At 73.8% G+C, this 21,434-nt stretch carries 23 protein-coding genes; 15 read left to right on the forward strand and 8 right to left on the reverse strand.

Features of this window, described 5'->3' with window-relative positions:
• Positions 1-34: 34 nt before the first annotated feature.
• The gene (locus tag P2H44_RS01450; RefSeq protein ID WP_275761636.1) at positions 35-505 is read right to left on the reverse strand and encodes a cupin domain-containing protein; all 471 of its coding nucleotides are present in this window, start codon (positions 503-505) and stop codon (positions 35-37) included.
• Between the two features lie 167 nt (positions 506-672).
• Between P2H44_RS01450 and P2H44_RS01455 the strand changes: the two genes are divergently transcribed.
• Positions 673-1,233: a prolyl-tRNA synthetase associated domain-containing protein gene (locus tag P2H44_RS01455; protein WP_275761637.1), complete on the forward strand. Its 561-nt coding sequence runs from the start codon at positions 673-675 to the stop codon at positions 1,231-1,233.
• 19 nt (positions 1,234-1,252) lie between these two features.
• Here the strand turns inward: P2H44_RS01455 and P2H44_RS01460 are convergent, their stop codons facing one another.
• Positions 1,253-1,756 carry a DUF4405 domain-containing protein gene (locus P2H44_RS01460; protein ID WP_275761638.1) on the reverse strand — a complete coding sequence of 168 codons (504 nt, stop codon included), beginning with the start codon at positions 1,754-1,756 and terminating at the stop codon, positions 1,253-1,255.
• 254 nt (positions 1,757-2,010) lie between these two features.
• Between P2H44_RS01460 and trxA the strand changes: the two genes are divergently transcribed.
• The 3 genes from trxA (at position 2,011) to P2H44_RS01475 (ending at position 3,889) form a co-directional block, all read left to right on the forward strand.
• Positions 2,011-2,931, forward strand: a complete 921-nt coding sequence (trxA, locus tag P2H44_RS01465) for a thioredoxin (protein ID WP_275761639.1) — start codon at positions 2,011-2,013, stop codon at positions 2,929-2,931.
• A 6-nt stretch (positions 2,932-2,937) separates the two neighbouring features.
• Positions 2,938-3,594 carry an LON peptidase substrate-binding domain-containing protein gene (locus P2H44_RS01470; protein WP_275761640.1) on the forward strand — a complete coding sequence of 219 codons (657 nt, stop codon included), beginning with the start codon at positions 2,938-2,940 and terminating at the stop codon, positions 3,592-3,594.
• Between the two features lie 139 nt (positions 3,595-3,733).
• Positions 3,734-3,889: a Trm112 family protein gene (locus P2H44_RS01475; protein ID WP_275762086.1), complete on the forward strand. Its 156-nt coding sequence runs from the start codon at positions 3,734-3,736 to the stop codon at positions 3,887-3,889.
• Between the two features lie 19 nt (positions 3,890-3,908).
• Here P2H44_RS01475 and P2H44_RS01480 read toward each other — a convergent pair whose 3' ends face one another.
• The 6 genes from P2H44_RS01480 to fliF form a co-directional block, all read right to left on the reverse strand.
• The gene (locus tag P2H44_RS01480; protein WP_275761641.1) at positions 3,909-5,489 is read right to left on the reverse strand and encodes an OpgD/OpgG family glucan biosynthesis protein; all 1,581 of its coding nucleotides are present in this window, start codon (positions 5,487-5,489) and stop codon (positions 3,909-3,911) included.
• Positions 5,490-5,841: 352 nt separating this feature from the next.
• Complete coding sequence (locus P2H44_RS01485; RefSeq protein WP_275761642.1) at positions 5,842-6,936, reverse strand: flagellar motor switch protein FliG; 1,095 nt, start codon at positions 6,934-6,936, stop codon at positions 5,842-5,844.
• Positions 6,933-7,688 carry a flagellar type III secretion system pore protein FliP gene (locus tag P2H44_RS01490; RefSeq protein WP_275761643.1) on the reverse strand — a complete coding sequence of 252 codons (756 nt, stop codon included), beginning with the start codon at positions 7,686-7,688 and terminating at the stop codon, positions 6,933-6,935. The genes P2H44_RS01485 and P2H44_RS01490 overlap by 4 nt, the downstream gene beginning before the upstream one ends.
• Positions 7,689-7,827: 139 nt before the next feature.
• Complete coding sequence (locus P2H44_RS01495; RefSeq protein ID WP_275761644.1) at positions 7,828-8,151, reverse strand: FliM/FliN family flagellar motor switch protein; 324 nt, start codon at positions 8,149-8,151, stop codon at positions 7,828-7,830.
• Positions 8,144-8,875, reverse strand: coding sequence for a FliH/SctL family protein (locus P2H44_RS01500; RefSeq protein WP_275761645.1), 732 nt, complete (start codon positions 8,873-8,875; stop codon positions 8,144-8,146). The genes P2H44_RS01495 and P2H44_RS01500 overlap by 8 nt, the downstream gene beginning before the upstream one ends.
• A complete protein-coding gene (gene fliF, locus P2H44_RS01505; RefSeq protein ID WP_275761646.1) occupies positions 8,872-10,446 on the reverse strand; it encodes a flagellar basal-body MS-ring/collar protein FliF in 1,575 nt (524 codons plus the stop codon). Before fliF ends, P2H44_RS01500 begins: the two co-directional genes overlap by 4 nt.
• A 233-nt stretch (positions 10,447-10,679) precedes the next feature.
• On the opposite strand from fliF, the gene P2H44_RS01510 reads away from it, so the two are divergent.
• From P2H44_RS01510 to P2H44_RS01560, 11 genes are all read left to right on the forward strand, one after another.
• Entirely contained in the window at positions 10,680-11,189 is a 510-nt protein-coding gene (locus P2H44_RS01510) for a flagellar basal body-associated FliL family protein (protein ID WP_275761647.1), read from the forward strand.
• A 61-nt stretch (positions 11,190-11,250) separates the two neighbouring features.
• Entirely contained in the window at positions 11,251-12,000 is a 750-nt protein-coding gene (locus P2H44_RS01515; RefSeq protein WP_275761648.1) for a hypothetical protein, read from the forward strand.
• A gap of 176 nt (positions 12,001-12,176) precedes the next feature.
• On the forward strand, positions 12,177-12,716 hold the full coding sequence (locus P2H44_RS01520) for a MotE family protein (RefSeq protein WP_275761649.1): 540 nt from the start codon (positions 12,177-12,179) through the stop codon (positions 12,714-12,716).
• A 364-nt stretch (positions 12,717-13,080) separates the two neighbouring features.
• Positions 13,081-13,944 (forward strand): flagellar motor stator protein MotA, encoded by an 864-nt coding sequence (gene motA / locus P2H44_RS01525; RefSeq protein ID WP_275761650.1) that lies wholly within the window; start codon positions 13,081-13,083, stop codon positions 13,942-13,944.
• Positions 13,941-16,607: a hypothetical protein gene (locus P2H44_RS01530; protein WP_275761651.1), complete on the forward strand. Its 2,667-nt coding sequence runs from the start codon at positions 13,941-13,943 to the stop codon at positions 16,605-16,607. The genes motA and P2H44_RS01530 overlap by 4 nt, the downstream gene beginning before the upstream one ends.
• Before the next feature lie 80 nt (positions 16,608-16,687).
• On the forward strand, positions 16,688-17,404 hold the full coding sequence (locus P2H44_RS01535; RefSeq protein ID WP_275761652.1) for a flagellar hook-basal body complex protein: 717 nt from the start codon (positions 16,688-16,690) through the stop codon (positions 17,402-17,404).
• A 184-nt stretch (positions 17,405-17,588) separates the two neighbouring features.
• The gene (flgG, locus tag P2H44_RS01540; protein WP_275761653.1) at positions 17,589-18,374 is read left to right on the forward strand and encodes a flagellar basal-body rod protein FlgG; all 786 of its coding nucleotides are present in this window, start codon (positions 17,589-17,591) and stop codon (positions 18,372-18,374) included.
• Positions 18,375-18,376: 2 nt separating this feature from the next.
• The gene (flgA, locus tag P2H44_RS01545) at positions 18,377-18,919 is read left to right on the forward strand and encodes a flagellar basal body P-ring formation chaperone FlgA (protein ID WP_345798968.1); all 543 of its coding nucleotides are present in this window, start codon (positions 18,377-18,379) and stop codon (positions 18,917-18,919) included.
• A complete protein-coding gene (gene flgH / locus P2H44_RS01550) occupies positions 18,916-19,677 on the forward strand; it encodes a flagellar basal body L-ring protein FlgH (RefSeq protein WP_275761654.1) in 762 nt (253 codons plus the stop codon). Before flgA ends, flgH begins: the two co-directional genes overlap by 4 nt.
• A 15-nt stretch (positions 19,678-19,692) precedes the next feature.
• Positions 19,693-20,250, forward strand: a complete 558-nt coding sequence (locus P2H44_RS01555; protein ID WP_275761655.1) for a flagellar basal body-associated FliL family protein — start codon at positions 19,693-19,695, stop codon at positions 20,248-20,250.
• Positions 20,251-20,553: 303 nt separating this feature from the next.
• Entirely contained in the window at positions 20,554-21,348 is a 795-nt protein-coding gene (locus P2H44_RS01560; RefSeq protein ID WP_275761656.1) for an enoyl-CoA hydratase-related protein, read from the forward strand.
• The last annotated feature ends 86 nt before the right edge of the window (positions 21,349-21,434 follow it).

The raw sequence follows: 21,434 nt of genomic DNA on the forward strand, positions 1-21,434 counted from the left end.
ACGCCCCCCGGCGGCCGCTTTCATGTCCGCAGGCTCACGCCGGGTGGTTGGGGTCGATCCAGCGCACCGGCTCGGGGTTCTCGACCGGGTCGATGTCGAGGTTCACCACCACCGGCTCCTGGTCCGAGCGCACCAGCACGCACTCCAGGCTCTGGTCGTCGGCGGCGTTGATCTCCTGGTGCGGCACGTAGGGGGGGACGTAGATGAAGTCGCCCGCCTCGGCCTCGGCCACGTACTGCAGCTTGTCGCCCCAGCGCATCCGCGCCCGCCCGCGGACCACGTAGATCACCGACTCGAGGTGGCCGTGGTGATGCGCGCCGGTCTTGGCGTCGGGGTGGATCGAGACGGTGCCCGCCCAGATCTTCTGCGCCCCCGCCGTGGCGTGGGTGATCGCCGCGGCGCGGTTCATGCCGGGGGTCTGCGCGGTGTTCGCGTCCAGCTCCCCTGCCTTCACGATGCGGATGCCGTTCAGGCGCCAGTGATCGGTCTCGGCAGGCTCGGACATGGAGGTCTCCTTCGGCGTCCTGATGCGTCGGGGTCACCCTAGGCCGGTCCCGCGCCGGACCCAAGTGCGGACCTGAACGTCAGGCCGCGGCTTGACCCCCGCCGCCCGGCGCGCTTGAACGCAGGCGACCCTCGCGCCTCATTCCTTCCGCCGCGCCGGAGCCGCCCATGACCGCCCTGCCCTGCGACGCCGTCGCCGACCCGTTCGCCGCCGAGGCCGCGCTGCTCGCCCGGCTGGACGCGCTCGGCATCGGTTACGTCCGCCACGCCCACCCGCCCCTGCGCACCGTCGAGGAAAGCCGGGAGCTGCGCGGCGCGATGCCCGGCGCCCACTGCAAGAACCTGTTCCTGAAGGAGAAGAAGGGCGGCTTCTGGCTGGCGGTGTGCGAGGAGGACCGCGCCATCCGCATCCCAGACCTGGCCAAGACGCTGGGCGCCAAGCGCTTCAGCTTCGGCTCTCCCGACGACATGGGCCGCCTGCTGGGGGTGCGGCCGGGGGCGGTGACCTCGCTGGGCCTGATCAACGACGTGGGGCGGGAGCTGCGGCTCGCCCTCGACAGCCAGATGATGGCGGCCGAGGTGCTGAACGTGCATCCGCTGCACAACGAGGCGACGGTGGCCATCGCCACCGCCGACCTGCGCCGCTTCTTCGAGGCAACGGGCCACGCCCCCGTCGACGTCGATTTCGACGCGCTCGAGGCGCAGGCCCGCGCCGCGGCCGAGGGCTGAGGCCCCCGGCCGCGCGCCCTCAGCGCCCGGCCAGCGCCGCCAGCGCCGCGTTGGTCGACCGGCCCGCCGCCTGCGCCATCTCGGCGATCGAGGCGTCCTGCGTCGGCGCGAAGCCCGCGGCCTGCAGCCGCGCCGCCGCCTCCTGCGGGGCGAGGCCCAGCGCGGGCGCCACCGCCGACAGGGGCTGCGCGCTCATCATCTGCGCCACCGCGACCTGCGGCGGGCCGCCGCGCCCGGCCGGGCCGGCCCCGGTCAGCGAGGGCCAGGCGAAGGCCGCCGCGGCCACGAGGGACAGGGCCAGCGCCACCGCCATCGGGGTCTTGCGGAAGTACGCGCCGAACTGGCGCCAGTTGCGCCACAGGTGCAGCGCGAAGGGCGCGATCAGCACCAGGCTCAGTATCTCGTGCATCTCGTGGAAGGCCGGACGGGCGACGCCGAAGTACAAGGCCAGGCCCGAAACCAGCGACACGACGAAAAGACCCGTGATCAGAGGCGTGGCATAGCGGAAAGCGATCTGTTTCATCTGAAACCCTTTCTTGCGGCCCGGCGGCGGAGGCGCGACGCCCGCGTCCGGGCGAAACCTTAACGTCGCGATCCGCTCAAGCCGTCGCGATCAGCGCGCAATCCGGCCTTGCCCTCCGCGCATCGGGCCCCACCTTGCCGGTCGAGATCGCTGCTGCGCCGGGCCGTCGTTCGGTTGCGGCCTGGGCGCGCGGCCTCTACTTAGGGGTCGACATCCGGCGGGGCGTCCGCCGGAGCGACGGAGGGACCCGAGCGATGCTGGAACTGGGCCAGGGACAGGCCGCGGCCCCCGCGGGGGGCGACCTGATCAAGGACGTGACCGAAGCGACCTTCATGACCGACGTCGTCGAGGCGTCGCGTCAGGTCCCGGTCATCGTCGACTTCTGGGCCCCGTGGTGCGGGCCCTGCCGGCAGCTGACGCCGGCGCTGGAGGCCGCGGTGACCGCCGCCGGCGGCAAGGTTCGCCTGGTGAAGGTGAACGTGGACGAGAACCAGATGATCGCGGGCCAGCTGCGCGTGCAGTCGATCCCCACGGTCTACGCCTTCGTCGACGGCCAGCCCGTCGACGGCTTCATGGGCGCGGTGCCGCCCTCGGAGCTGAAGGCCTTCATCGACAAGCTGATCGGCATGGCGGGGGGCGAGACGCTCGCCGACGCCGTGGCCGCCGCCGAGGAGATGCTCGAGCAGGGCCAGGCGGAGGACGCCGTGCAGGTCTTCGCCGCCATTCTCGAGGAAGACCCTGAGAATCTGCCCGCCATCGGCGGGCTCGCCCGCGCCTTCGTGGCGCTGGGCCGCCTGGACGAGGCCGAGGCCGCGCTGACCCGCGTCCACCCGGCCAAGACCGAGGACGCCGCCATCGCCCACGCCCGCGCCCAGCTCGAGCTCGCGCGGATGTCCGAGGGCGGCGCCGGGGCCGGCGAGACCGCGGCGCTGCGCGCCCGGCTCGAGACCGATCCCAACGACCACGAAGCCCGGCTCGAGCTGGCGCAGGCGCTGATCGCCTCGCGCGAGCACGAAGCCGCCATCAACGAACTGCTGGAGCTGTTCCGCCGCGACCGCGAGTGGAACGAGGGCGCCGCCAAGGCGCAGCTCACCCAGCTGTTCGAAAGCCTGGGGCCGAAGGATCCGCTGGTCGGAAAGGGCCGGCGGCGTCTCGCCTCGATGATCTTCGCCTGAGGGGATATGGGCAGACGGTTCAGCCTTGCCGACCTTCCGGAGACGGTGCCGGTGTTCCCCCTTCCGGGGGCGCTGCTGCTTCCGCGCGGCCGGTTGCCGCTGAACATCTTCGAACCGCGGTACCTCGCCATGATGGACGAGGTGCTGCGCTCGGACCACCGGCTGATCGGCATGATCCAGCCGTTCGAGGCCGACGACGGCGAGGAGCCGCGCCTGCACGCCATCGGCTGCGCCGGCCGGGTCATCGCCTTCTCCGAGGCCGAGGACGGGCGCTACCTGATCACGCTGGCCGGCGTCTGCCGGTTCCGCAACCGCGGCGAGGTCGAGGGGTTCCACCCCTACCGCAAGGTCCGCGCCGACTGGACCGACTTCCGCCGCGACCTGGGCGGGGCCGAGAACGATCCCGGCTTCAACCGCGAGCGCTTCCTCAAGACCCTGGGCAAGTTCTTCTCGGTGGCGCAGCTCAGCTCCGACTGGGACACGCTGCGCGAGGCGGACGCGGAGATGCTGATCAACTCGCTCTCCATGCTCTGCCCCTTCGAGGTCGAGGAGAAGCAGGCCCTGCTGGAGGCGCCGACCCTCGCCACGCGGCGGGAGACGCTGGCCGCCCTCATGCAGTTCGCCATCGCCTCGGGCGGCGAGGACGGGACCACCCTGCAATGAGCCTGCCGCGGTGAGCGCCGACGAGGATCCGGACGGCGCCGGCCGCGCTCCCGCTCCGGGGGCCGACGTCACGCCCCTGCCCACGCCCGGCGCGGTTCCGGCCGCCGGCGGCTCGCAACGGCTGGCGGTGGATCGGCGGATGCTCGAGGCGCTGGTCTGCCCCGCCACCCAGTCCGCGCTGGACTACGACCGCGAGGCGCAGGAGCTGATCTCCCGCCAGGCGCGGCTCGCCTACCCGATCCGCGACGGCATCCCGATCCTGCTGGTCGAGGAGGCGCGGCGGCTGGACGACTGATCCCGCCGCCGGCCGGCCCTCAGATCCCCTGCACCAGGCTCCCCCGCTCGAAGCGGTAGGTCCAGGTTTCGGTCAGCGGCTCGCCGTTCAGGGCGAGGTAGAGGCGCAGCTCCGCGGTCTGCGTGGGGTCGTCCAGCTCCAGGTCGAAGAAGGCGCGCCAGACGTTGCCGCCGGGCACCGGCTCGACCATCGTCCGCGCGATCCGCCCGGCGGAGGTCGAGGCGACCACCTCGGGCATCACGCCGTAGGGGATCTTTCGCATCACCTCGGGCCGGTCGAACTCGACCGCCGCCTTCCACACCCCCTCGGGACGCGCATGGCCGGGCTGGCCGCCGCGCCCGAAGCGGGTGGCGACGGTCTGGGCGATGTTCTCGGCCGGGTAGGGCTCCCCGTCCAGCCAGTGCATCCGGTAGCGCAGGCGATAGGCGTTGCCCGCCCGCGCCGGCGCCTCGGGCACCCAGAACACGCCGATGTTGTCGTGGATCTCGTCGTTGGTCGGGATCTCCAGCAGCTGCACCGAGCCGCGCCCGAACGGCGTCAGCGGCTCGATCCACAGGCTGGGGCGGCGGTCGTAGAAGACGCCGTCGCGGTAGTGGTCGAAGCTGCGGTCGCGCTGCAGCAGGCCGAAGCCGCGGGGGTTCTCGTCCAGGAAGGCCGAGACCTGGGTGTAGGCGGGGTTGTTCAGCGGCCGCCACAGCCGCTCCCCCGAGGAGGTCCACAGCGCCAGCCCGTCGGAATCGTGCACCTCGGGGCGCCAGTCGAAGGGCCGCTCGCGCCCGTATTCGCCGTACCAGAACATCGAGGTCAGCGGCGTCAGGCCCAGCCGCTCGACGTCGCGGCGCAGGAACAGGTTCGCGTCCACCTCGATGATCACGCCGCGGCTGCGGTCGATCCCGCGCAGGGCCTTGAAGCGATAGGCGCCCGAGACCGAGGGCCCGTCGAGCCGCGCATGCACCACGCAGGGCGCGTCCGGCCCCTCGCCCTGCTCGATCCAGAACTCGGTGAAGTCCGGGAACTCCTCGGCCCGGTCGGGCAGGGCCGGGTCGATGGCCACGCCGCGCGCAGACAGCCCGTACTGGCCCGAGGCGCCGATGGCCCGCAGGTAGGAGGCGCCGAGGAACGCCAGCCAGTCCTGGCTGGGCCAGTCCTCGGCCCCGTGCCATTCCTGGAAGCGGAAGCCCGCGAAGCCGCTGTCGGCGGGCAGCTTCCGCGCGGGGTTGTCGGCGGGCATGTCGAACAGGCCCGGGTCGTAGACGAATTCCTGCGCCAGCCCGTCGGCGACCGTGTGCATGCGCACCGAGCTCTGGAAGTACTGGCCCAGGTGGAAGAAGGTCGCCGGGTAGCCCTCCTGGAAGGGGGCGCGGTCGGTGCGGAAGCGGATCTCGCCCCAGCGCTGGTAGTCGATGGCCGCCGTCACCTCGGGCATCGGCCGGTAGGGGGCGCGCCAGCCCTCGCCCGCCGCGCGTTCGGCGCGTCTGACCAGCTGCTCCCAGGAGAAGGGGACGCGCTCGCCCTGGGCGCGGGCCGGCGGGATGCCGGCGGCGGCGAGCGTTCCGAGGGCGGCGGCGGAGCCGAGGACGGTGCGACGGGTATGCGACATTCGGCGCCTCGCGGTCCGGGTGCTGGGGGCGGGCCGCGGTGAGACGCGGTCGCGCTCTTGTCCGCATATGGCGCCTGCCGGGCCTCGCGCCAGCGGGCCGTTGCCGCGCCGCCGCCGCGGAAACTGCGACGGAGCGTCGCCGCAGCGCCCCGGCGGGGTCCGCCGGTCAGCCCTACTCCTGCCCGCAGTCCCAGCTTGGGGCCGCGGCGCCCGGGCCCTGCGCGGCGCGCAAGCGGCGCCGTAACCGTCCGCCCGCCTGCCGGTCGCCGCGCCGGCGCGCCTCCCGCCCGCCCACCCCGGCGCGCCGGCGCGGCGACCGGCTTTTCGGCGGCGGGGGGCGCCGGAGGTGGGATCAGTCGTCGCCCAGGTCGATCTCGATCAGCTTGATCTCGCCCCGGCGCGCGAGGGTCTGGATGGCGTTGACCAGTTCGGCCTGCGCGGCCTCGCCCTCCTTCTGGCGGACGTCCGGCATGCCGTCGAGGTCCTCGCGCATGCGGTCGGACAGGCGCTTGGCGATGTTGCCCAGGATGAACTCGGCGGACGGATTCTCCTGCGCCTGCGCGAGCTTGAGGGCGGCCATCAGGATCGGCTCGTCCACCCCGCGGATCACCTTGGCGACGTCGCGCGGGTTCACGCGGCTGGCGACGTCGGCGAAGGTGAACATCACCCGCTGCACCTCCTGGGCGAGCTTGGGATCGTCCTGCTCCATCTGGCCCAGGAAGGTCTCCCGCGCTGAGGCGGAGACGTGGTTCATCAGGCTCGCGATCAGCTCCGCCGGCTTGGCGGCGCCCTGCGTGCGCTCGATCGCCGAGACGAAATCGTGCTCGATCGCGGATTTCAGGATCTCCAGCCCGGCGTTGTCGGGCGTGGGCACGCGGGCCATGCGCAGCACCACGTCATGGGCGAAGGCGGGCTCGAACCGTTCCAGCAGGCGGGCGGCCTGGTCGGCGCGCAGCTTCGCGAGCACCAGGCAGGCGACCTGCGGATGCTCGGCCGAGAGCCAGTTCGACAGCGCCGCGTCCGAGGCGTCGGCCAGGCGCAGCCAGATCGAGCGGGTGGCGCGGGCGTCGATCTCCTCCAGCACCCGGGCAAGCTGATCCTCGTCCAGGATCTGTCCGAGGAAGCGGCGCGCCTCGTCGATGCCGCCGCGCACCGACAGCTCGTCGCCCAGCGCGCCCAGGAACTCGGCCACCACCGCGTCCACCGTCTCGTGCGGGACGCCCTTGAGCTTGGCGACGGCGGTGGCGAAGCGGCGGATGTTGGTCTCGCCGAGCGAGCGCAGCACCTCGGTCGCCGCCTCCGGCCCCAGCGCGACGATGACGATGGCGGCCTTCTGCGCCGGGGTCAGCTGCTGGGTCGGGGCGCTGGGCTGCGCCTGCCCGGTGGGCTGGCCGGCGGCGGGCAGCTGGTTCTGCACGGGGACGAGGGCGTCGGCCGGCGGGCTCATGTCGCGTAGCCCCGCACCAGGGCGCCGGCCAGCAGCGACCAGCCGTCGGCGGCGACGAAGAAGGCGAGCTTGAAGGGCAGCGAGACCACCGCCGGCGGCACCATCATCATGCCCATCGACATCAGCACCGAGGCCACCACCAGGTCGATCAGCAGGAACGGCAGGTAGACGAGGAAGCCGATCTCGAAGGCGCGCTGCACCTCCGACAGCAGGAAGGCGGGGATCAGCAGGCGGGTTTCGGCCGTCGCGGCGACGGGCGCCTCGCCGGCTCCGGCTCCGGCCTCGGGCGCCGTCTCCTCCGGCAGCGGCGGTTCGACGGGCGGCGCGGCGGGCACGGCGGCGGCCAGCGCGTCGAGCGCGTCGGGGTCGACGCGGGCGGCCATGAACTCGCGGAACGGAGCGAGGACGCGGGGCGCCGCCTCCTCGATCCCGATCTCGTCGTCGAGCAGCGGGCGCACGCCTGCTGCCCAGGCGGCGTCGAAGACCGGGGCCATCACGAACCAGCTCAGGAACAGCGCCAGGCTGACGATCAGCATGTTGGGCGGCGACTGCTGAAGGCCGATGGCGGAGCGCAGGATCGACAGCACCGTGACCATGAACGGAAAGCAGGTGACGGTGACGGCGAGCGCGGGCGCCAGGCTCAGCAGCGTGACGATCACGAACAGCTGGATCGCGCGCAGGGTCAGGCTCTCCTGCCCGCCGAGGTCCAGCGTCAGCTCCTGCGCGACGGCGGCGGCCGGCGCCAGCAGCACGGCGAGGACCAGCGCGACGAGGCAGACGCCGGTCGTCGCGCGCCCTGCGCGGGGCGCATGCCCGTGCGCCGCGCCTCCGCGCGGGCGCGCGCCGGGGCGCCGGCCGGAGCCGTCTATCGCGAGCGCCGCGACCAAGGGGTCAGACGCCTTGGGACAGGTCGGCGACTTCGGTCAGGCGGACGGCCAGGCGGCCGCTGTCGTCGTCCATCTCCTGCAGTTCGCCGCGCGCGATCAGCCGGTCGCCGATCAGGATCTCGACCGGGTCGTCGATGCGGCTGTCGAGGGGCAGCACGGAATCGCGGCGCAGGTTCACCAGGTCGGAGACCAGCGGGCGGGCGCGGCCGACCGAGATCACCACCTCGATCGGCACGCCCAGCACGGCCGAGCCGCGCTTGCCCTTGCCGCTCTCGGGCGCCGGGGCGCGGACGGGAACCTGGGCGTCGTCATCGAGATCCTCAGCCATGGGCGGCTCTCCTTTCCGGGGGGGGCAGGTGGCGGTCGAGCGCGGCGCGGGCCGCGGCCAGCGCGGAGTCGAGGTCGATGCGGTCCTCGCCGTCCGCCCATTCGAGGCGGGCGGAGAGCTCGCCGAGCTCCGGGTCGCCCTCGACCTCGGCGGCGAGTCCGCCCTCGGCGAGCGCGGCCTGCACGGTCTTGACCTGGGCCGGTCCGACGCGCACCCGCAGGGGCGCGGGATCGGCGGTGGCGCGGCTGGCGCGCAGCGCCTCGCTCACCGCCGCGGCGACTTCCGCCGCCAGGCCCTGGCGGGCGAAGGCGGGGGCGACGCCCGCCAGCAACGCCTCGGCCAGGTCGCGCGCGGCGCGGTCGACGGCCTGCTCCCGCTCCACGCGGGCGTGGAGCGCGTCGGCGAGCTGTTCGGCGAGGTCCGAGAGGATCACGCGCAGCGCCGCCTGGCCCTGGGCCTCGGCATGGGCGACGCCTTCCTCGAACCCCGCCGCCCGTCCCTCTCCGCGGGCGCGGGCGAGCAGCGTCTCGATCGATTCGCCCGGCGGCTCGGGGGCGGGCGTCGGGGGCTCCGGCGCTTCGGCGGCTTTCGGAGCGGCCTTCGCCGGCGCCGGCTTGCGGCCGGAGCCCTTGCCGGCCGGCCCCGCGTCCGCCTTGCGCGCGGGGGGCGCGCTGACCAGCGTATTCTCGTCGTCCTCGAAGCTTTCCCAGGTGAGCATGGTCATGCCGCCGTCTCACGAACCGTTTCGCCCTGCTCGAGCCACAGGCCCAGCAGCGCCGCCGCATCGTCCTTCCGGTCGCCGGTGAGGTCGCGCAGGGCGCGCAGCCGGTCAGCGGCGATCTGGCCCGGATCGATCACCTCGCCGGCCAGCGCCAGCGCCGCCGCGGCCTGGGCGTCCGCCGAGGTCCCGTCGGGCAGGGCGTCGAGCTCCAGCGTCTGCGCGTCCTCGATCCGGCGGGTCATCATCGGGCGCAGCACGAACAGGCCCAGCAGCAGCGCCACCAGGCTCAGCGCGCCCAGCTGGATCAGCGTCATCGCGTTGGCGGCCAGGAAAGCCGCCGCGCCCGAGGCGGTGGCCGAGGTTCCCAGGTCCGCGGGGGCGGTGAATTCCAGCGTGCGCAGGGTGACCACGTCGCCGCGCGCGGGGTCGAAGCCGACCGCGGATTCGACCAGCTCCCGCAGCGCCTGAAGCTCGGCCTCGGGGCGGGGGGCCCACTCGACCTCGCCCGCGTCGTTGACGGTGCGCACGCCGTCGACCAGCACCGCGACCGAGATCTTGCGGACCTCGCCGGGGCGACGGATGCGCTCGCGCAGCACTTCCGAGACCTCGTAGTTCACCCGCTCGCGCGTTTCGTTGGAGTTGGAGGAGGCGCCGCCGGCCCCCTGCTGGCCGCCGTCGGGCAGGTTCGAGGCGACGGTGACGCCCCCCGCCTCGCCGCCCTGCGACTGCTCCGAGGTCTCCTGCGTGTCGGTGTGGATGGCGACGCGGCCCTGCGGGTCGAGCACGCGCTCGGTCACCGTCTCGGAGTTCATGTCGGCGTCGACCATCACTTCGACGACCGCGGCGCCGCGGCCCACGCGGGCCTCCAGCAGACGCTCGACGTTGGCCTTCAGGCGGGCGGCGCGATCCTCGACCGCCTGGGGGGAATCGGGCCCGCCGTCCTCGGTCAGGACGGCGCCGTTCTCGGCGTCGATCACCGTCACATGGGCGGCGGTCAGGCCGGGCACGGCGGAGGAGATCAGGTGCCGGATCGCCTTCGCCTGCGCCTCGCCCAGCGCGCCGGTCCCCACCGACACGGAGACCGAGGCCGAGGGCTTGGGCGCCTCCTCGAACGGTCGCCGCGGGGGGTTGGCGATATGCACGCGCGCCTGGCGCACCGAGGGCAGGGCGAGGATGGTGCGCGCCAGCTCCCCCTCCTTCGCGCGCCAGTAGGCGGCGTCGAACATCTGCGCGGTCGTGCCGAAGCCCGACAGCCCGTCCAGCAGCTCGTAGCCCTGCGCGCCCGCCTGGGGCAGCCCGTCGGCCGCCAGCGCCATGCGCAGGGCGTCGCGCTGGCCCTCGGGCGCCCAGATCGAATCGCCCCGCGCCTCGTAAGGCACGCCGCGCGCCTCGAGCGCCGCGATGACCTCCCCGGCCGCGGCGGGGTCGAGCCCGGCGTAGAGCAGGCTGAGCGACGGCTCGGCCGCCATCCGCGCCAGGCCCCAGACGGCCAGCATCGCCGCGGCGGCGGCGAGAAGCGCCACGGTCCGGCGCCGGGCGTCCAGCCCGTTCCACAGGGACGACAAGCGGTCCACGCTGATCCTCTCGGCAGGTGCCCGCGCCGGTTCACAGGCGAGGGGCGGACCGTTCTGGGCCGCCCGCCTCCAATGCCAATCCCGCACTTAAGATTCGGTTAGCCCCTGAGGGTTACCTCATGGCTCGCGCCGCTCCGGTCCCCCGGGGACGGCCGACCGCAGAACGTGCAACGACCCGGCGCCGCGCCGGCGCGCCCGGCCGCGCCGCCCGGCGCTGGAAACGGGATCGAACGATGGCCGAAGCCGCCGACGTCGACGTCGATGACGCCCCGCCCCGGAAGAAGGGCAAGAAGGGGCTGCTGATCGGGCTGCTCGCCATGCTGCTGCTGGGCGGGGGCGGCTTCTTCGCGACCTTCTCGGGCATGCTGAACCTGCCCTTCGGCGGCGGCGACGCGGCCGAGGAGGCGCATGAGGAGCCGCCCGAACATGCCGGCGACTCGGTCGCGGTCGCCTTCGTCGAGATCCCGCAGATGATGGTCACGCTCGGCCCCTCGGCGCGCAGCCGCCACCTGCGCCTATCCGCCACGCTCGAGATCGAGCCGGGCCGGGAGGAGGAGGTGGCCAAGCTGATGCCGCGGGTGAAGGACGTGATCAACTCGTACATGCAGGCGCTGGACGAGGCGGATGTCGAGCGTCCGGCCGCGATGACCCGGATGCGCGCGCACCTGCTGCGCCGGATCCGCATCGTCGCCGGCGAGGATGCCGTGCGCGACCTGCTGATCACCGAATTCGTGCTGCAATGACCGGGGCCGGGCGCAACCTCCCGCCGCCTCGCGCGGCGCGACGAACCGGAAGGAGAAGCGGATGGGCCTGATCGCGGACGGACTGCTGATCGCGGCCGCGCTGACCGCGGCGATCTACTGCCATGTCCTGGCCGGGCGGATCCGCAGCCTGCGCCGGCTCGACGGGGGCGTGGGCCAGGCGGTCGCCGCCATGGCCGCCCAGACCGAGGAGCTGCGCGTGGCCCTGCGCGCCGCCAAGGCCGCGGCCGGCGAATCGACCCGGACCCTGGCCGAACGCACCGCGCGCGCCGAGATGGCCGCCGGCCGGCTGGAGCTGCTGCTGGCCGCGATCCACGACAAGGACGGCGGCGCGATCCCCGCCAACGTCGCCGTGCGCCGGGAGGCGCGTCAGGCCGCCGCCTTCTCCCCCCGGCCGCGCCCCCAGGTCGTGGGCGGCGCGGCCGCGGCGCGGAACGCGGATCCCGACGAGGAGGCCGACGCGATCGCCGCGCGGGCCGAGGCCCCCGACGCAGAGGCGCACCTGGCGCCGGCCGAGCTCCCCGACGACGACGATCTCGACCCGGACCGCTCCGACGACGCCGGCGAACCCGAGGACGAGCCCCCTGCCTCGCCGCCCACGCGCCGCCTGTTCCGCATCGAGGTCGACCCGGCCGATCCCGACCCGGACGACGACAGCGAGCCGGCCGAGCGGATCGAGCGCACGGCCCCGTCCGCGCGCCCCGCGCGGGGCAGAGGCCTGGGCGACGCCGCCGACGGCGCCGCCAGCCTGCGCGCCGCGATCCAGGCCCTGGCGAGGGAGAGCGGCGAATGATCGACCTCGGCCCGATTCTCCGGCGGCTCGTTCCCGGCGCCGGCGGCGCCGCCGGACCGGCGAAGGGCGCCGCCGCGCTCGCCCGGCCCGCCGCCCGGCCTCCGCGCAGCGCATCCGCGTCTTCCGCGCCAGCCTCCCGCGGGCGCGTCGCCGGGCGGGCGCCGGGCGCGCTCCTGTTGCTGGCGATCTGCTTCGTCGGCTCCGCCGGTCTGCGCCTCGTCGACCCCGAAGGGGCCCTGGCGAAGGAGGCCGCGGTCACGCTCGCCGGCGCCGAGACGACGACCCGGGCGGCCGCGGAATGCTCCGACTCCGATCCCTCGGGCCTGCTGGCGGCGTTGAAGCAGCGCGAGGACCAGCTCGACGCCCGCGCGGCCGAGATCGCGGATCGCGAGCGCCTGCTCCAGGTCGCCGAGGCCAAGTACAAGGAGCAGCTCGAGGCCCTGCGCACCGCCGAGGAGCGTCTGGCCGCCACCCTCGCCGTCGCCGACGAGGCCGCCGAGCAGGACATCGAGCGCCTGACCGCCGTCTACGAGAACATGAACCCGAAGAACGCCGCCCGGATCTTCGAATCGATGGACGTGACCTTCGCCGCCGGGTTCCTGGCGCGGATGCGCAAGGACACCGCCGCGAAGATCATGGGGGGGATGAGCGCCGAGCGGGCCTACGCCATCTCCGCCGTCATCGCCGGCCGCAACGCCCGCGCCCCGCGCGAGTGACCCGTCGCGGCGGCCTCGAGCGGTCGGGGCGCGTCCGGCGGCTCGTTCCCGCGCGCGGCGCCGCGTATCGCGCGGTGTGGTCGCCGCGGTCCCGTGGAGGCGGCCCTCAATGGTCTGGCCTCAGAGAGATTTCTCGCTTCGCCGCAGTACGGGGAACGGTTCTCCAGAACGCCGTCGGCGCACGCCCGCCCGCCAGCGCGCCGCGCCTTGTGTTGCCTCGGATTGTCGGTTTTCGCCTCCGGCGCGTTTGGCCTCTCTCCCCCGGTTTCAGCGCTTTCTTAACCTCGCCGGCGCACCTTCCGCCCCGGGTCGGACGGGTCCCGAGCGGGGCTTTCGTCCGAAGCGTGAGGAACGGGGAAGCGGAATGTTCGGATTCGTCGGAATTGCAGTCACCTTCGCCATGGTCTTCGGCGGCTACGTAGCCGCTGGCGGCAAGATGGGGATCATCCTGCATTCCCTGCCGTTCGAAATGATGATGATCGGCGGCGCGGCCGTGGGCGCCTTCCTGCTGTCGAACGACCTGCACACGGTCAAGCACGCGCTGGCCGACGTCGGGAAGGTCTTCAAGGGCGCCAAGTGGAAGCCGCAGGACTACCGCGACCTGCTGTGCCTCTTGTTCGAGCTGATCCGCATCGGCCGCGCGAATCCCATGGACCTCGAGGGGCATGTCGAGAACCCGCAGGAATCGGCGGTGTTCTCCCGCTACCCCAAGATCCAGTCGGACGCCGGCGCGGTTGACCTGATCTGCGACACGCTGCGCGCCAGCTCGATGAACTACGACGATCCCCACCAGGTCGAGGAGGTGCTCGAGAAGCAGCTCGAGAACCGCAAGCACATCGCCCTGCACTCCTCGCATGCGCTGCAGAACATGGCCGACGGCCTGCCGGCGCTGGGCATCGTCGCGGCGGTGCTGGGCGTGATCAAGACGATGGCGGCCATCGACCAGCCGCCCTCGGTCCTGGGCGGCATGATCGGCGGCGCGCTGGTCGGCACCTTCCTGGGCGTGTTCCTCGCCTACGGCTTCGTCGGCCCCTTCGCCGCCCGGGTGAAGGGCGTGATCGAGGAGGACCACACCTTCTACCTCCTGATCCGGGAGGTTCTGGTGGCCGCCCTGCACAACCACTCTCCCGACATCTGCGTCGAGGTCGGCCGGCAGAACACGCCGCGCAGCCTGCGGCCCAGCTTCTCCGACCTCTCCGAAGCCCTGCGCGAGGCGAAGGCCGCATGATGCCAAGCAAGGACGAGATCGCGGGGACCGACGGCGGGCCGACGGCCCGCCCGATCCACGTCGCGACGCCAGGCCGCCTGCTGATCTGGCTCGTCGCGGCGCTGATCGCGCTGCCGACGCTCGCGTCCGCTCAGCAGCAGATCCGTCTGCGCGCCGGAGAACATGCCGAGTTCAGCCGCATCGCGCTCGACGTGCCCCAGCTGGCGGAATGGTCGGTGGAGCGCAACGGCCGCCTGGTCACGGTCCTCTTCCCCGACCGGGAGCTGCTGTTCGAGACCGAGCAGATCTTCCCCCAGCGCCGCGTCTCCCGCGTCACCAGCGCCCGGAGCGAGCGGGGCCGGGACGGCACCCGGCTGATCCTGTCGATGTCCTGCGCCTGCGTGGCGGAGGCCTATGAATTTCGTCCCGGCATGCTGGTCATGGACATCCGCGCCCAACCCGAGGAGACCGAGGCCGCTCAGGTGCAGCAGATCGACGCCGGCGCCCCCGACGGTCAGCCGAACCCGCAGCAGGGCGAAGACGGCGGTTCCTCCACGCCTGCATCCGGCGGCGGCGGGGGCGGCGCGCACGCCTCGTCGGCGATGGACGCGCTCGCCATCCACCGCCCGGAACCGCCGCCCGCCACCTCCGGCAGCGTGCTGACGCCTGCGTCGAACGGCCCGACCGGGCAACCGCAGGCCGTGGAGTCCGCGGCGACGCCGCCCGCCGCCGAATCCCCCACGCCGCAAGAGTCGGCGTCGTCCGAGGCCGTCGCCATCTCCGAAGCGCAGCGCCGGTTGCTCGAACAGCTCGCCCGCGCCGCCGACCAGGGCCTGGTGCAGTTCCGCGATCCCGGCGGCCCCGACGACCCGCGCGAGGCCCGCGACGACGGCCACGCGTCTGCTGACCCGGCCGCGCCCGATCCGCATGCCGCGCGCGATCCCCATGCGCCCGGCGCCGGCGCAGACGCGCCGCACGCGGCCGAGGATCAGGCGCAGACCGCCGCCACGCCTCCCGGGCCCGACCCCGAGGTGCAGCTCGACGCACGCACGGTCTGGGATCGCGACCGCAAGCCGATCCCGCGTCGCGCCCTGACCTGCCCGGACGACGCCTTGCTGGACCCCGAGCCGTGGCGCCGCTCCGCCGAATTCTACGACCGCATGGGCGAGCTGCGCATGACCCTGATGAAGGAGTTCGACCGCCCCGATCCCCGCGCGGCGCTGGATCTCGCCTGGCTCCAGGTCGGCTACGGGTTCGGCGCGGAGGCCCGCCAGACTCTCGCCGAGTTCGTGCCCGAGGTGCGGGAGGCCGCCCTGCTGCGCGATCTCGCCCACCTCATGGACGACGAGCCGCCCGCGGCCGACGGGCCGCTGGCCCAGGGGGCGGACTGCCCGGGCCGCGCCGGCATGTGGCGGCTCGCCGCCGGCATGACGCCCGACGCCGCCGCCCTTCAAGACCCGGCCTGGCGCGAGTCGGTGCTCGACGCCTTCGCGGAGCTGCCGGTCCGCCTGCGCCGTCGCGTCGGCCCGCCGCTCGTCGAGGAACTGACCTCGCTGGGCGAGCTCGACTTCGCGGACGCCGCGCGGCTGCGTCTCGACCGGGCCCCCGGCGATCACGGCGCCCCCTGGCGGCTGGCGCTGGGCCGCCTCGCGCTCGCGCGCGGGGAGGTCGAGCGTGGCGAGACGCTGCTGCGCGACGTCTCCCGCACCGAGGGACCGGAGGCGGCGGAGGCGATGCTGGCGCTGGCCGACAGTCTGCTCGGCCGCCGCGACACCCTCCCCCAGGACCTGGTCGAGGATATCGCGCTCAAGGCCTTCGAACATCAGGGGACCGAGCTCGGCCGTCGCCTGCTGGTGGCCGAGATCCTGGGGCGCGCCGGCCGCGACCAGCTGGGCGAGGCGCTGGAGGTGATCGAGACCGAGCTCTTCGCCGGCGGCGCCCGGGCGGACGATCTCGAGGCGGCGCTGCGCGCGATCCTCGAACGCGCCCGCGCCGCGGACGTGGGCGAATACGCCTATGCCGCGGCGATCATGCGCCACCGCGACCTGATCCGCGACCCGGAGGTCTTCGACCCCGCCCGCATCCGCGTGGCGCGGGAGATGACCGGCATCGGGCTCGCCAACGTCGGGATCGACCTCCTGGCGCCGGCGCTCCAGCGTGGAGGGGCCGAGGCGCGTCTCGCGGCCGCCGCCGCAGAGGTCGCGCTGGACCTGCCGCTGGATGCGCTCAAGCGCCTGGACGGGCTGGCGGGCGACGACGCCTCCCGCCTTCGCGCGCGGGCGCTCCTGGCGCTGGGCCGCGACGCGGAGGCCTTCGCCGAGGTCGCCGCGACGCTCCCGGAAGGTTCGATCGAGCGGGCCCGCTTGGCCTGGCGGGCCGCGATCTGGTCCGACGCCGCGCGCCTTCCGGGAGAGGACCCGCGCCGCCTGCTCGCCGCTTGGATGGCGGGGGAGCCGCCGGCCGATCCCGGCGACGTCATCGCGCGCGCGCTCGACGGCGCCGCGGGATCCGGTCAGGCCGCCGAGGCGACCCCCGACCCCGCGGTCGAGACCGCCGCCCGGGAAGCCCTGTTCCTGAGCCCGCCGGAGGTCGCGGAGCCCCCTTCGCTCGCCGCCGCCCGCCGCCTGATCGAGGCCTCCGAGGCCGCCCGCGCCCGCATAGAGGAGGCCCTGAACGGGGTCTGACCCCGCCCCCGACGCCAGCATCCCGCCGCGCGATCCGCGCGCCGCGCTCCGCCCGAGACGACCCCCGAGGAGAACCCCGGATGGACAACCCGATCTACCTGGCCCTCAGCCGCCAGTCCGGCCTGCTCAAGGAGATGCAGGTCGTCGCCAACAACATCGCCAACCTCTCCATCACCGGCTATCGGCGCGAGGGGGTGGTCTTCGCCGAGATGATCGAACCTCTTCCCGACGGCGCCCCCTCCCTCTCGATGACCGAGGCGCGGGTGCGTCGCACCGACTTCGCCCAGGGCGCGATGGAGCGGACGGGCGGCGCGCTCGACGTGGCGATCGAGGGCGACGGCTTCTTCATGGTGCAGACGCCGCAGGGCCCCACCCTGACCCGCGACGGCGCCTTCGCCCGCGACGCGGCCGGCGCGCTGGTCACCTACGACGGTTATCCGGTGCTCGACGCGGGCGGCGCCGCGCTGTTCGTGCCCGAGGGCGACGAGGTCGTGATCGCCACGGACGGCACGGTCTCGGTCGACGGGGCGGTTCAGGGCCGCCTCGCCGTCGTCACCGTGCCCGAGCCCGATCGGCTGATCCGCGAGGGCGGCGTGATGTTCCGCGCCGACCAGCCGCTGGAGCCCGCCGACGGCGTCGTCTTCCAGGGCTTCGTCGAGACTGGAAACGTCCAGCCCGTCGTCGAACTCGCCCGCATGATCGAGGTGCAGCGCGCCTACGAGCTGGGCCAGGCGATGCTGGAACGCGAGGACGAGCGTATCCGCGCCGCCGTCCGCCAGCTCGGCGGCCAGTCATGATCGCCGGGCCCGCCTCCGGCCTCGCCGCGCCGCCGTCCGCGCGCCCCGCCGCGGGCGCTGTTCCCCATCGCGGCCGTCCGCGTCGAAGGCGACCGACCTGGCGCGGCGCGCCCGCCCGTCCGCCGCCCGCCCCGGCGCCCCGGCCGAAGCCCCGCCCCATCCCCCAGTCCAGGAGACGCCTGCCATGCGCGCGTTGAAGATCGCCGCCACGGGCATGGAAGCCCAGCAGCTCCGGGTCGAGGTCATCTCCAACAACCTCGCCAACATGTCGACCACCGCCTACAACCCCCGCCGGGCGGAGTTCGCGGACCTGCACTACCAGCAGGCCCAGCGCGCGGGCACCGTCAACGCCTCCGACGGCACGGTGCTGCCGGCGGGCGTGCAGCTGGGCCTGGGCGTGCGCACCGCGGCCGTGTCGATGGACGTCGAGCAGGGCTCGCTGCGTCGGACCGAGGGGGAGCTCGACGTCGCGATCGAGGGGGCGGGCTATCTCGAGGTGATCCTGCCCAACGGAACCTCGGCCTACACCCGCGACGGGTCGCTGAAGCGCAACGGCGACGGGCTGATCGTCACCTCCGACGGCTTCCCCGTTGCGCCCGAGATCACCATTCCCGCCGACGCCCGCTCGGTCTCGATCAACGCCGAGGGCGAGGTCTACGCCTATTTCGACAACCAGGTCGGGGGCCAGCTGCTGGACCGGCTGAACCTCGTCTCCTTCATCAACCAGAAGGGGCTCGAGGCGATCGGCGGCAACCTCTACCTGGAGACCGAGGCCTCGGGGCCCGCCCAGGCGGGCGACGCGGGCGTGGACGGCCGCGGCATCTTCCGCGCCGGCTATCTCGAGGACAGCGCCGTCGACCCGGTGCGCGAGATCACCCGCCTGATCGAGGCGCAGCGCGGCTACGAGCTGAACGCGAAGGTGATCACCGCCGTCGACCAGATGATGGCCGCCACCGCGCAGGTGCGCTGACCGTGGTCCTGCTGCACCTCCTCTCCGTCCTCGCGCCGGGCGGGCGCTTGCTTCGCCTGCGCGCCGCTCTCTGCGTGGCGCTTCTCGCCGGTCTGGCCGCGCCCGCCGCGGCGCAGAGCGGGGCGAGCTGGGGGCCGCCCGGCTGGGCGCCTTCCGGCGCCGTCGCGGGCGGCGGCGGGCCGGCGGTGGTCGCCACGCGGCCCATCCCCAGCCGCACGATCCTGACCGAGGCCGACGTCGCGCTGCGCCCCAGCCCCTTCGGCGACGGCCTCGCGGACCCGGCCGAGGCCGTGGGGATGGAGACCCGCGTCGCGCTCTACGCCGGCCGCCCGATCCGGGCCGAGGACATCGGCCCCCCCGCCCTGGTCGAGCGCAACGCATTGGTTCTGATGCGCTATCAGCGCGGCGCCCTGCTGATCACCGCCGAGGGGCGGGCGATGGACCGCGGCGCCGTCGGCGAGCGCATCCGCGTCGTGAACCTCTCGTCCCGCCAGACCGTCGTCGGCCGCATCGCCGAGGACGGAACCGTGGAGGTCGGGCCATGACCCTGTTCCCATCCCGCCTGCCCGCCCTCGTCCTGGCGCTGGGCGCGCTGCTGCTGCTGACGGCCTGCTCCGACCGGCTGAAGAACGTCGGCAAGGAGCCGGAGTTCACCGCGCCCGGCGCCGCCGTGCGCCCGCCGCCGCCGGTCACCCCCCAGCGCCGCGCCATCGCGACCCCGCCGGAGCGCACGCCGCCGCCCAACTACGCGGTCGCCTCGCTGTGGCGTTCAGGCCCGGATTCGCTCTTCGGCGACCGACGCGCGCAATCGGTGGGCGACATCCTGACCGTGGTGATCGAGATCGACGATTCCGCCAACATCTCCAACCAGTCCGAGCGCAACCGATCCGCGTCCGAGGACGTGTCGGTCAGCGCGCTGGTGGGGCTGCCGTCGCTGGTCGACAACGCCTTCGGGGTGTCGACCGACCCGGCGGCGGGGATCGGCTCCTCCTCGTCGTCCTCGGGCGACGGCAAGGTCACGCGGAACGAGCAGATCACGCTGCGCATCGCCGTCACCGTGGTCGACCAGCTGCCCAACGGCCATCTCGTCGTCGCCGGCAACCAGGAGGTGCGCGTGAACTACGAGCTGCGCGACCTGCAGGTCGCCGGCATCGTGCGCCCCGAGGACATCTCCCGACGCAACGAGATCACCTACGACAAGATGGCCGAGGCCCGCATCGCCTACGGCGGCCGCGGCCAGATCTACGACGTGCAGCAGCCCCGCTACGGCCAGCAGGTGCTGGACGTGGTGATGCCGTTCTGAGCGCGGAGCCCTCCGATGAAGATGCTGATCCCCCTGATCCTCGCGCTGGTCGGCCTCGGCGGCGGTCTCTTCGCCGGCCAGATGATGCGCCCCCCGCCGCCGGAGGAGGAGGCCGCCGCCGCGGACCCTGCCGGGACCTCCGCGGAGAGCCATGGCGGGGCGGAGGCCGAGGCGCACGGAGGGGGCCATGGCGACGCCGTGGCGAAGGCCCACCCCGACGGGCCCCCGCCCCCCTACGACCCGGATCTGAAACGCGAATACGCCAAGCTCGAACGCCAGTTCATCGCCCCCATCGTCGAACATGAGGAGGTGACCTCCCTGCTGATCCTCACCCTCTCGGTCGAGGTCGACGCGGGCCAGACCTCCGTCGTCTACGAACGCGAGCCCAAGCTGCGCGACCGTTTCCTGCAGGTGCTGTTCCGCCACGCCCAGTCCGGCGCGTTCAACGGCGCCTTCACCGCGGCGCCGGTGATGGCCGACCTGCGCGGCGCCCTGCTCGAAGCGGCGCAGAGCGTGCTGGGCCCGGTCGCCCATGACGTCCTGGTCACCGACATCATCCGCCAGGATCTTTGAACGCGGTTCCGACGGCGCGGTCCGCGGGACCGGGATCGGCGGGCCGCCGATCGCAGCGCGCCCCGGCGTCGGTCCGACAGGTCCGTCCGTCGGCGGGCAGGCCTCTGCGCCGTCCCTGCCCGGCCGGGCGCCTTCGCCGCTGTGCGGCGAACGGCGACGAGGGGGTTCGACGCCCCCTCGGCGCCGACCCCCGCGCTCGAGAGCCCGTGCGGAAAGTCATCGACCGGCCGGCAAGTCCGTGCCACCAATGTCCCCCGAAGCGACAGGCGCCCGAGCGAGGCGCCGAAGCCCCGGGAGGATCCGATGACCGACGTGCTCAAGCGCGAGCTGAAGGACGGCCTGCTCGTCCTGACCATGAACCGCCCCGAGCGGAAGAACGCCCTGAACCCCGACCTCACCCTCGCCCTGCGCGACGCCACCGCCGCCGCCGCGATGGACCCGGAGGTCCGCGCCGTGCTGCTGACCGGGTCCGGCGGCGCCTTCTGCGTGGGCGGGGACGTGAAGGCGATGAACGAGGGCGCCGGCCGCGACGCTCCCCTGGGCGAGCGGATGAACGCGCTGCGCGACCGCATGAACGCCTCGCGCTACCTGCATGAGATGGAGAAGCCGACCATCGCCGCGATCGAGGGCGCCGCCGCCGGCGCGGGCCTGTCGCTGGCGCTGGCCTGCGACTTCCGCATCTGCGCCGACGACGCCAAGATCACCACCGCCTTCGCCAAGGTGGGCCTCTCGGGCGACTACGGCGGCACCTATTTCCTCACCCACCTGCTGGGCGCCGCCCGTGCGCGGGAGCTCTACCTGCTCTCGCCCGTGCTCTCGGGCGTCGAGGCCGCTGCCATGGGCCTGGTCACCCGCGCCGTCCCCGCGGCGTCGGTGATGGAGGAGGCGACCGCGCTCGCCGCCCGCCTCGCCGCCGGCCCGACCCTGACCTACGGGCGGGTGAAGCGGAACATCGCGGCGGCGGAGGCCGGCGGCTCCCTCTCGGAATGCTTCGACGAGGAGGCGCGCAATCACACGCTGTCGTCCCAGACGCACGATCACCGCGAAGCCGCGGCCGCTTTCGTCGAAAAGCGCGCGCCGGCCTTCACCGGGACCTGACGCGCCGGCGGTATTCTTGTCATCTGCAAGAAAATCGCTATACTACGTCACGTGAAAGGCGGTCGCCGCGGGCGGCCGCCGCCCCG

This window comes from Albimonas marina (genome assembly GCF_029223255.1).
GTDB lineage: Bacteria > Pseudomonadota > Alphaproteobacteria > Rhodobacterales > Rhodobacteraceae > Albimonas.

Excerpts from the sequence above, each read along its gene's own strand:
- P2H44_RS01450 (WP_275761636.1), bottom strand. The coding sequence starts at position 505 with ATGTCCGAGCCTGCCGAGACCGATCACTGGCGCCTGAACGGCATCCGC.
- P2H44_RS01455 (WP_275761637.1), top strand. The coding sequence starts at position 673 with ATGACCGCCCTGCCCTGCGACGCCGTCGCCGACCCGTTCGCCGCCGAG.
- P2H44_RS01460 (WP_275761638.1), bottom strand. The coding sequence starts at position 1,756 with ATGAAACAGATCGCTTTCCGCTATGCCACGCCTCTGATCACGGGTCTT.
- trxA (WP_275761639.1), top strand. The coding sequence starts at position 2,011 with ATGCTGGAACTGGGCCAGGGACAGGCCGCGGCCCCCGCGGGGGGCGAC.
- P2H44_RS01470 (WP_275761640.1), top strand. The coding sequence starts at position 2,938 with ATGGGCAGACGGTTCAGCCTTGCCGACCTTCCGGAGACGGTGCCGGTG.
- P2H44_RS01475 (WP_275762086.1), top strand. The coding sequence starts at position 3,734 with ATGCTCGAGGCGCTGGTCTGCCCCGCCACCCAGTCCGCGCTGGACTAC.
- P2H44_RS01480 (WP_275761641.1), bottom strand. The coding sequence starts at position 5,489 with ATGTCGCATACCCGTCGCACCGTCCTCGGCTCCGCCGCCGCCCTCGGA.
- P2H44_RS01485 (WP_275761642.1), bottom strand. The coding sequence starts at position 6,936 with ATGAGCCCGCCGGCCGACGCCCTCGTCCCCGTGCAGAACCAGCTGCCC.
- P2H44_RS01495 (WP_275761644.1), bottom strand. The coding sequence starts at position 8,151 with ATGGCTGAGGATCTCGATGACGACGCCCAGGTTCCCGTCCGCGCCCCG.
- P2H44_RS01500 (WP_275761645.1), bottom strand. The coding sequence starts at position 8,875 with ATGACCATGCTCACCTGGGAAAGCTTCGAGGACGACGAGAATACGCTG.
- P2H44_RS01510 (WP_275761647.1), top strand. The coding sequence starts at position 10,680 with ATGGCCGAAGCCGCCGACGTCGACGTCGATGACGCCCCGCCCCGGAAG.
- P2H44_RS01515 (WP_275761648.1), top strand. The coding sequence starts at position 11,251 with ATGGGCCTGATCGCGGACGGACTGCTGATCGCGGCCGCGCTGACCGCG.
- motA (WP_275761650.1), top strand. The coding sequence starts at position 13,081 with ATGTTCGGATTCGTCGGAATTGCAGTCACCTTCGCCATGGTCTTCGGC.
- P2H44_RS01530 (WP_275761651.1), top strand. The coding sequence starts at position 13,941 with ATGATGCCAAGCAAGGACGAGATCGCGGGGACCGACGGCGGGCCGACG.
- P2H44_RS01535 (WP_275761652.1), top strand. The coding sequence starts at position 16,688 with ATGGACAACCCGATCTACCTGGCCCTCAGCCGCCAGTCCGGCCTGCTC.
- flgG (WP_275761653.1), top strand. The coding sequence starts at position 17,589 with ATGCGCGCGTTGAAGATCGCCGCCACGGGCATGGAAGCCCAGCAGCTC.
- flgH (WP_275761654.1), top strand. The coding sequence starts at position 18,916 with ATGACCCTGTTCCCATCCCGCCTGCCCGCCCTCGTCCTGGCGCTGGGC.
- P2H44_RS01555 (WP_275761655.1), top strand. The coding sequence starts at position 19,693 with ATGAAGATGCTGATCCCCCTGATCCTCGCGCTGGTCGGCCTCGGCGGC.
- P2H44_RS01560 (WP_275761656.1), top strand. The coding sequence starts at position 20,554 with ATGACCGACGTGCTCAAGCGCGAGCTGAAGGACGGCCTGCTCGTCCTG.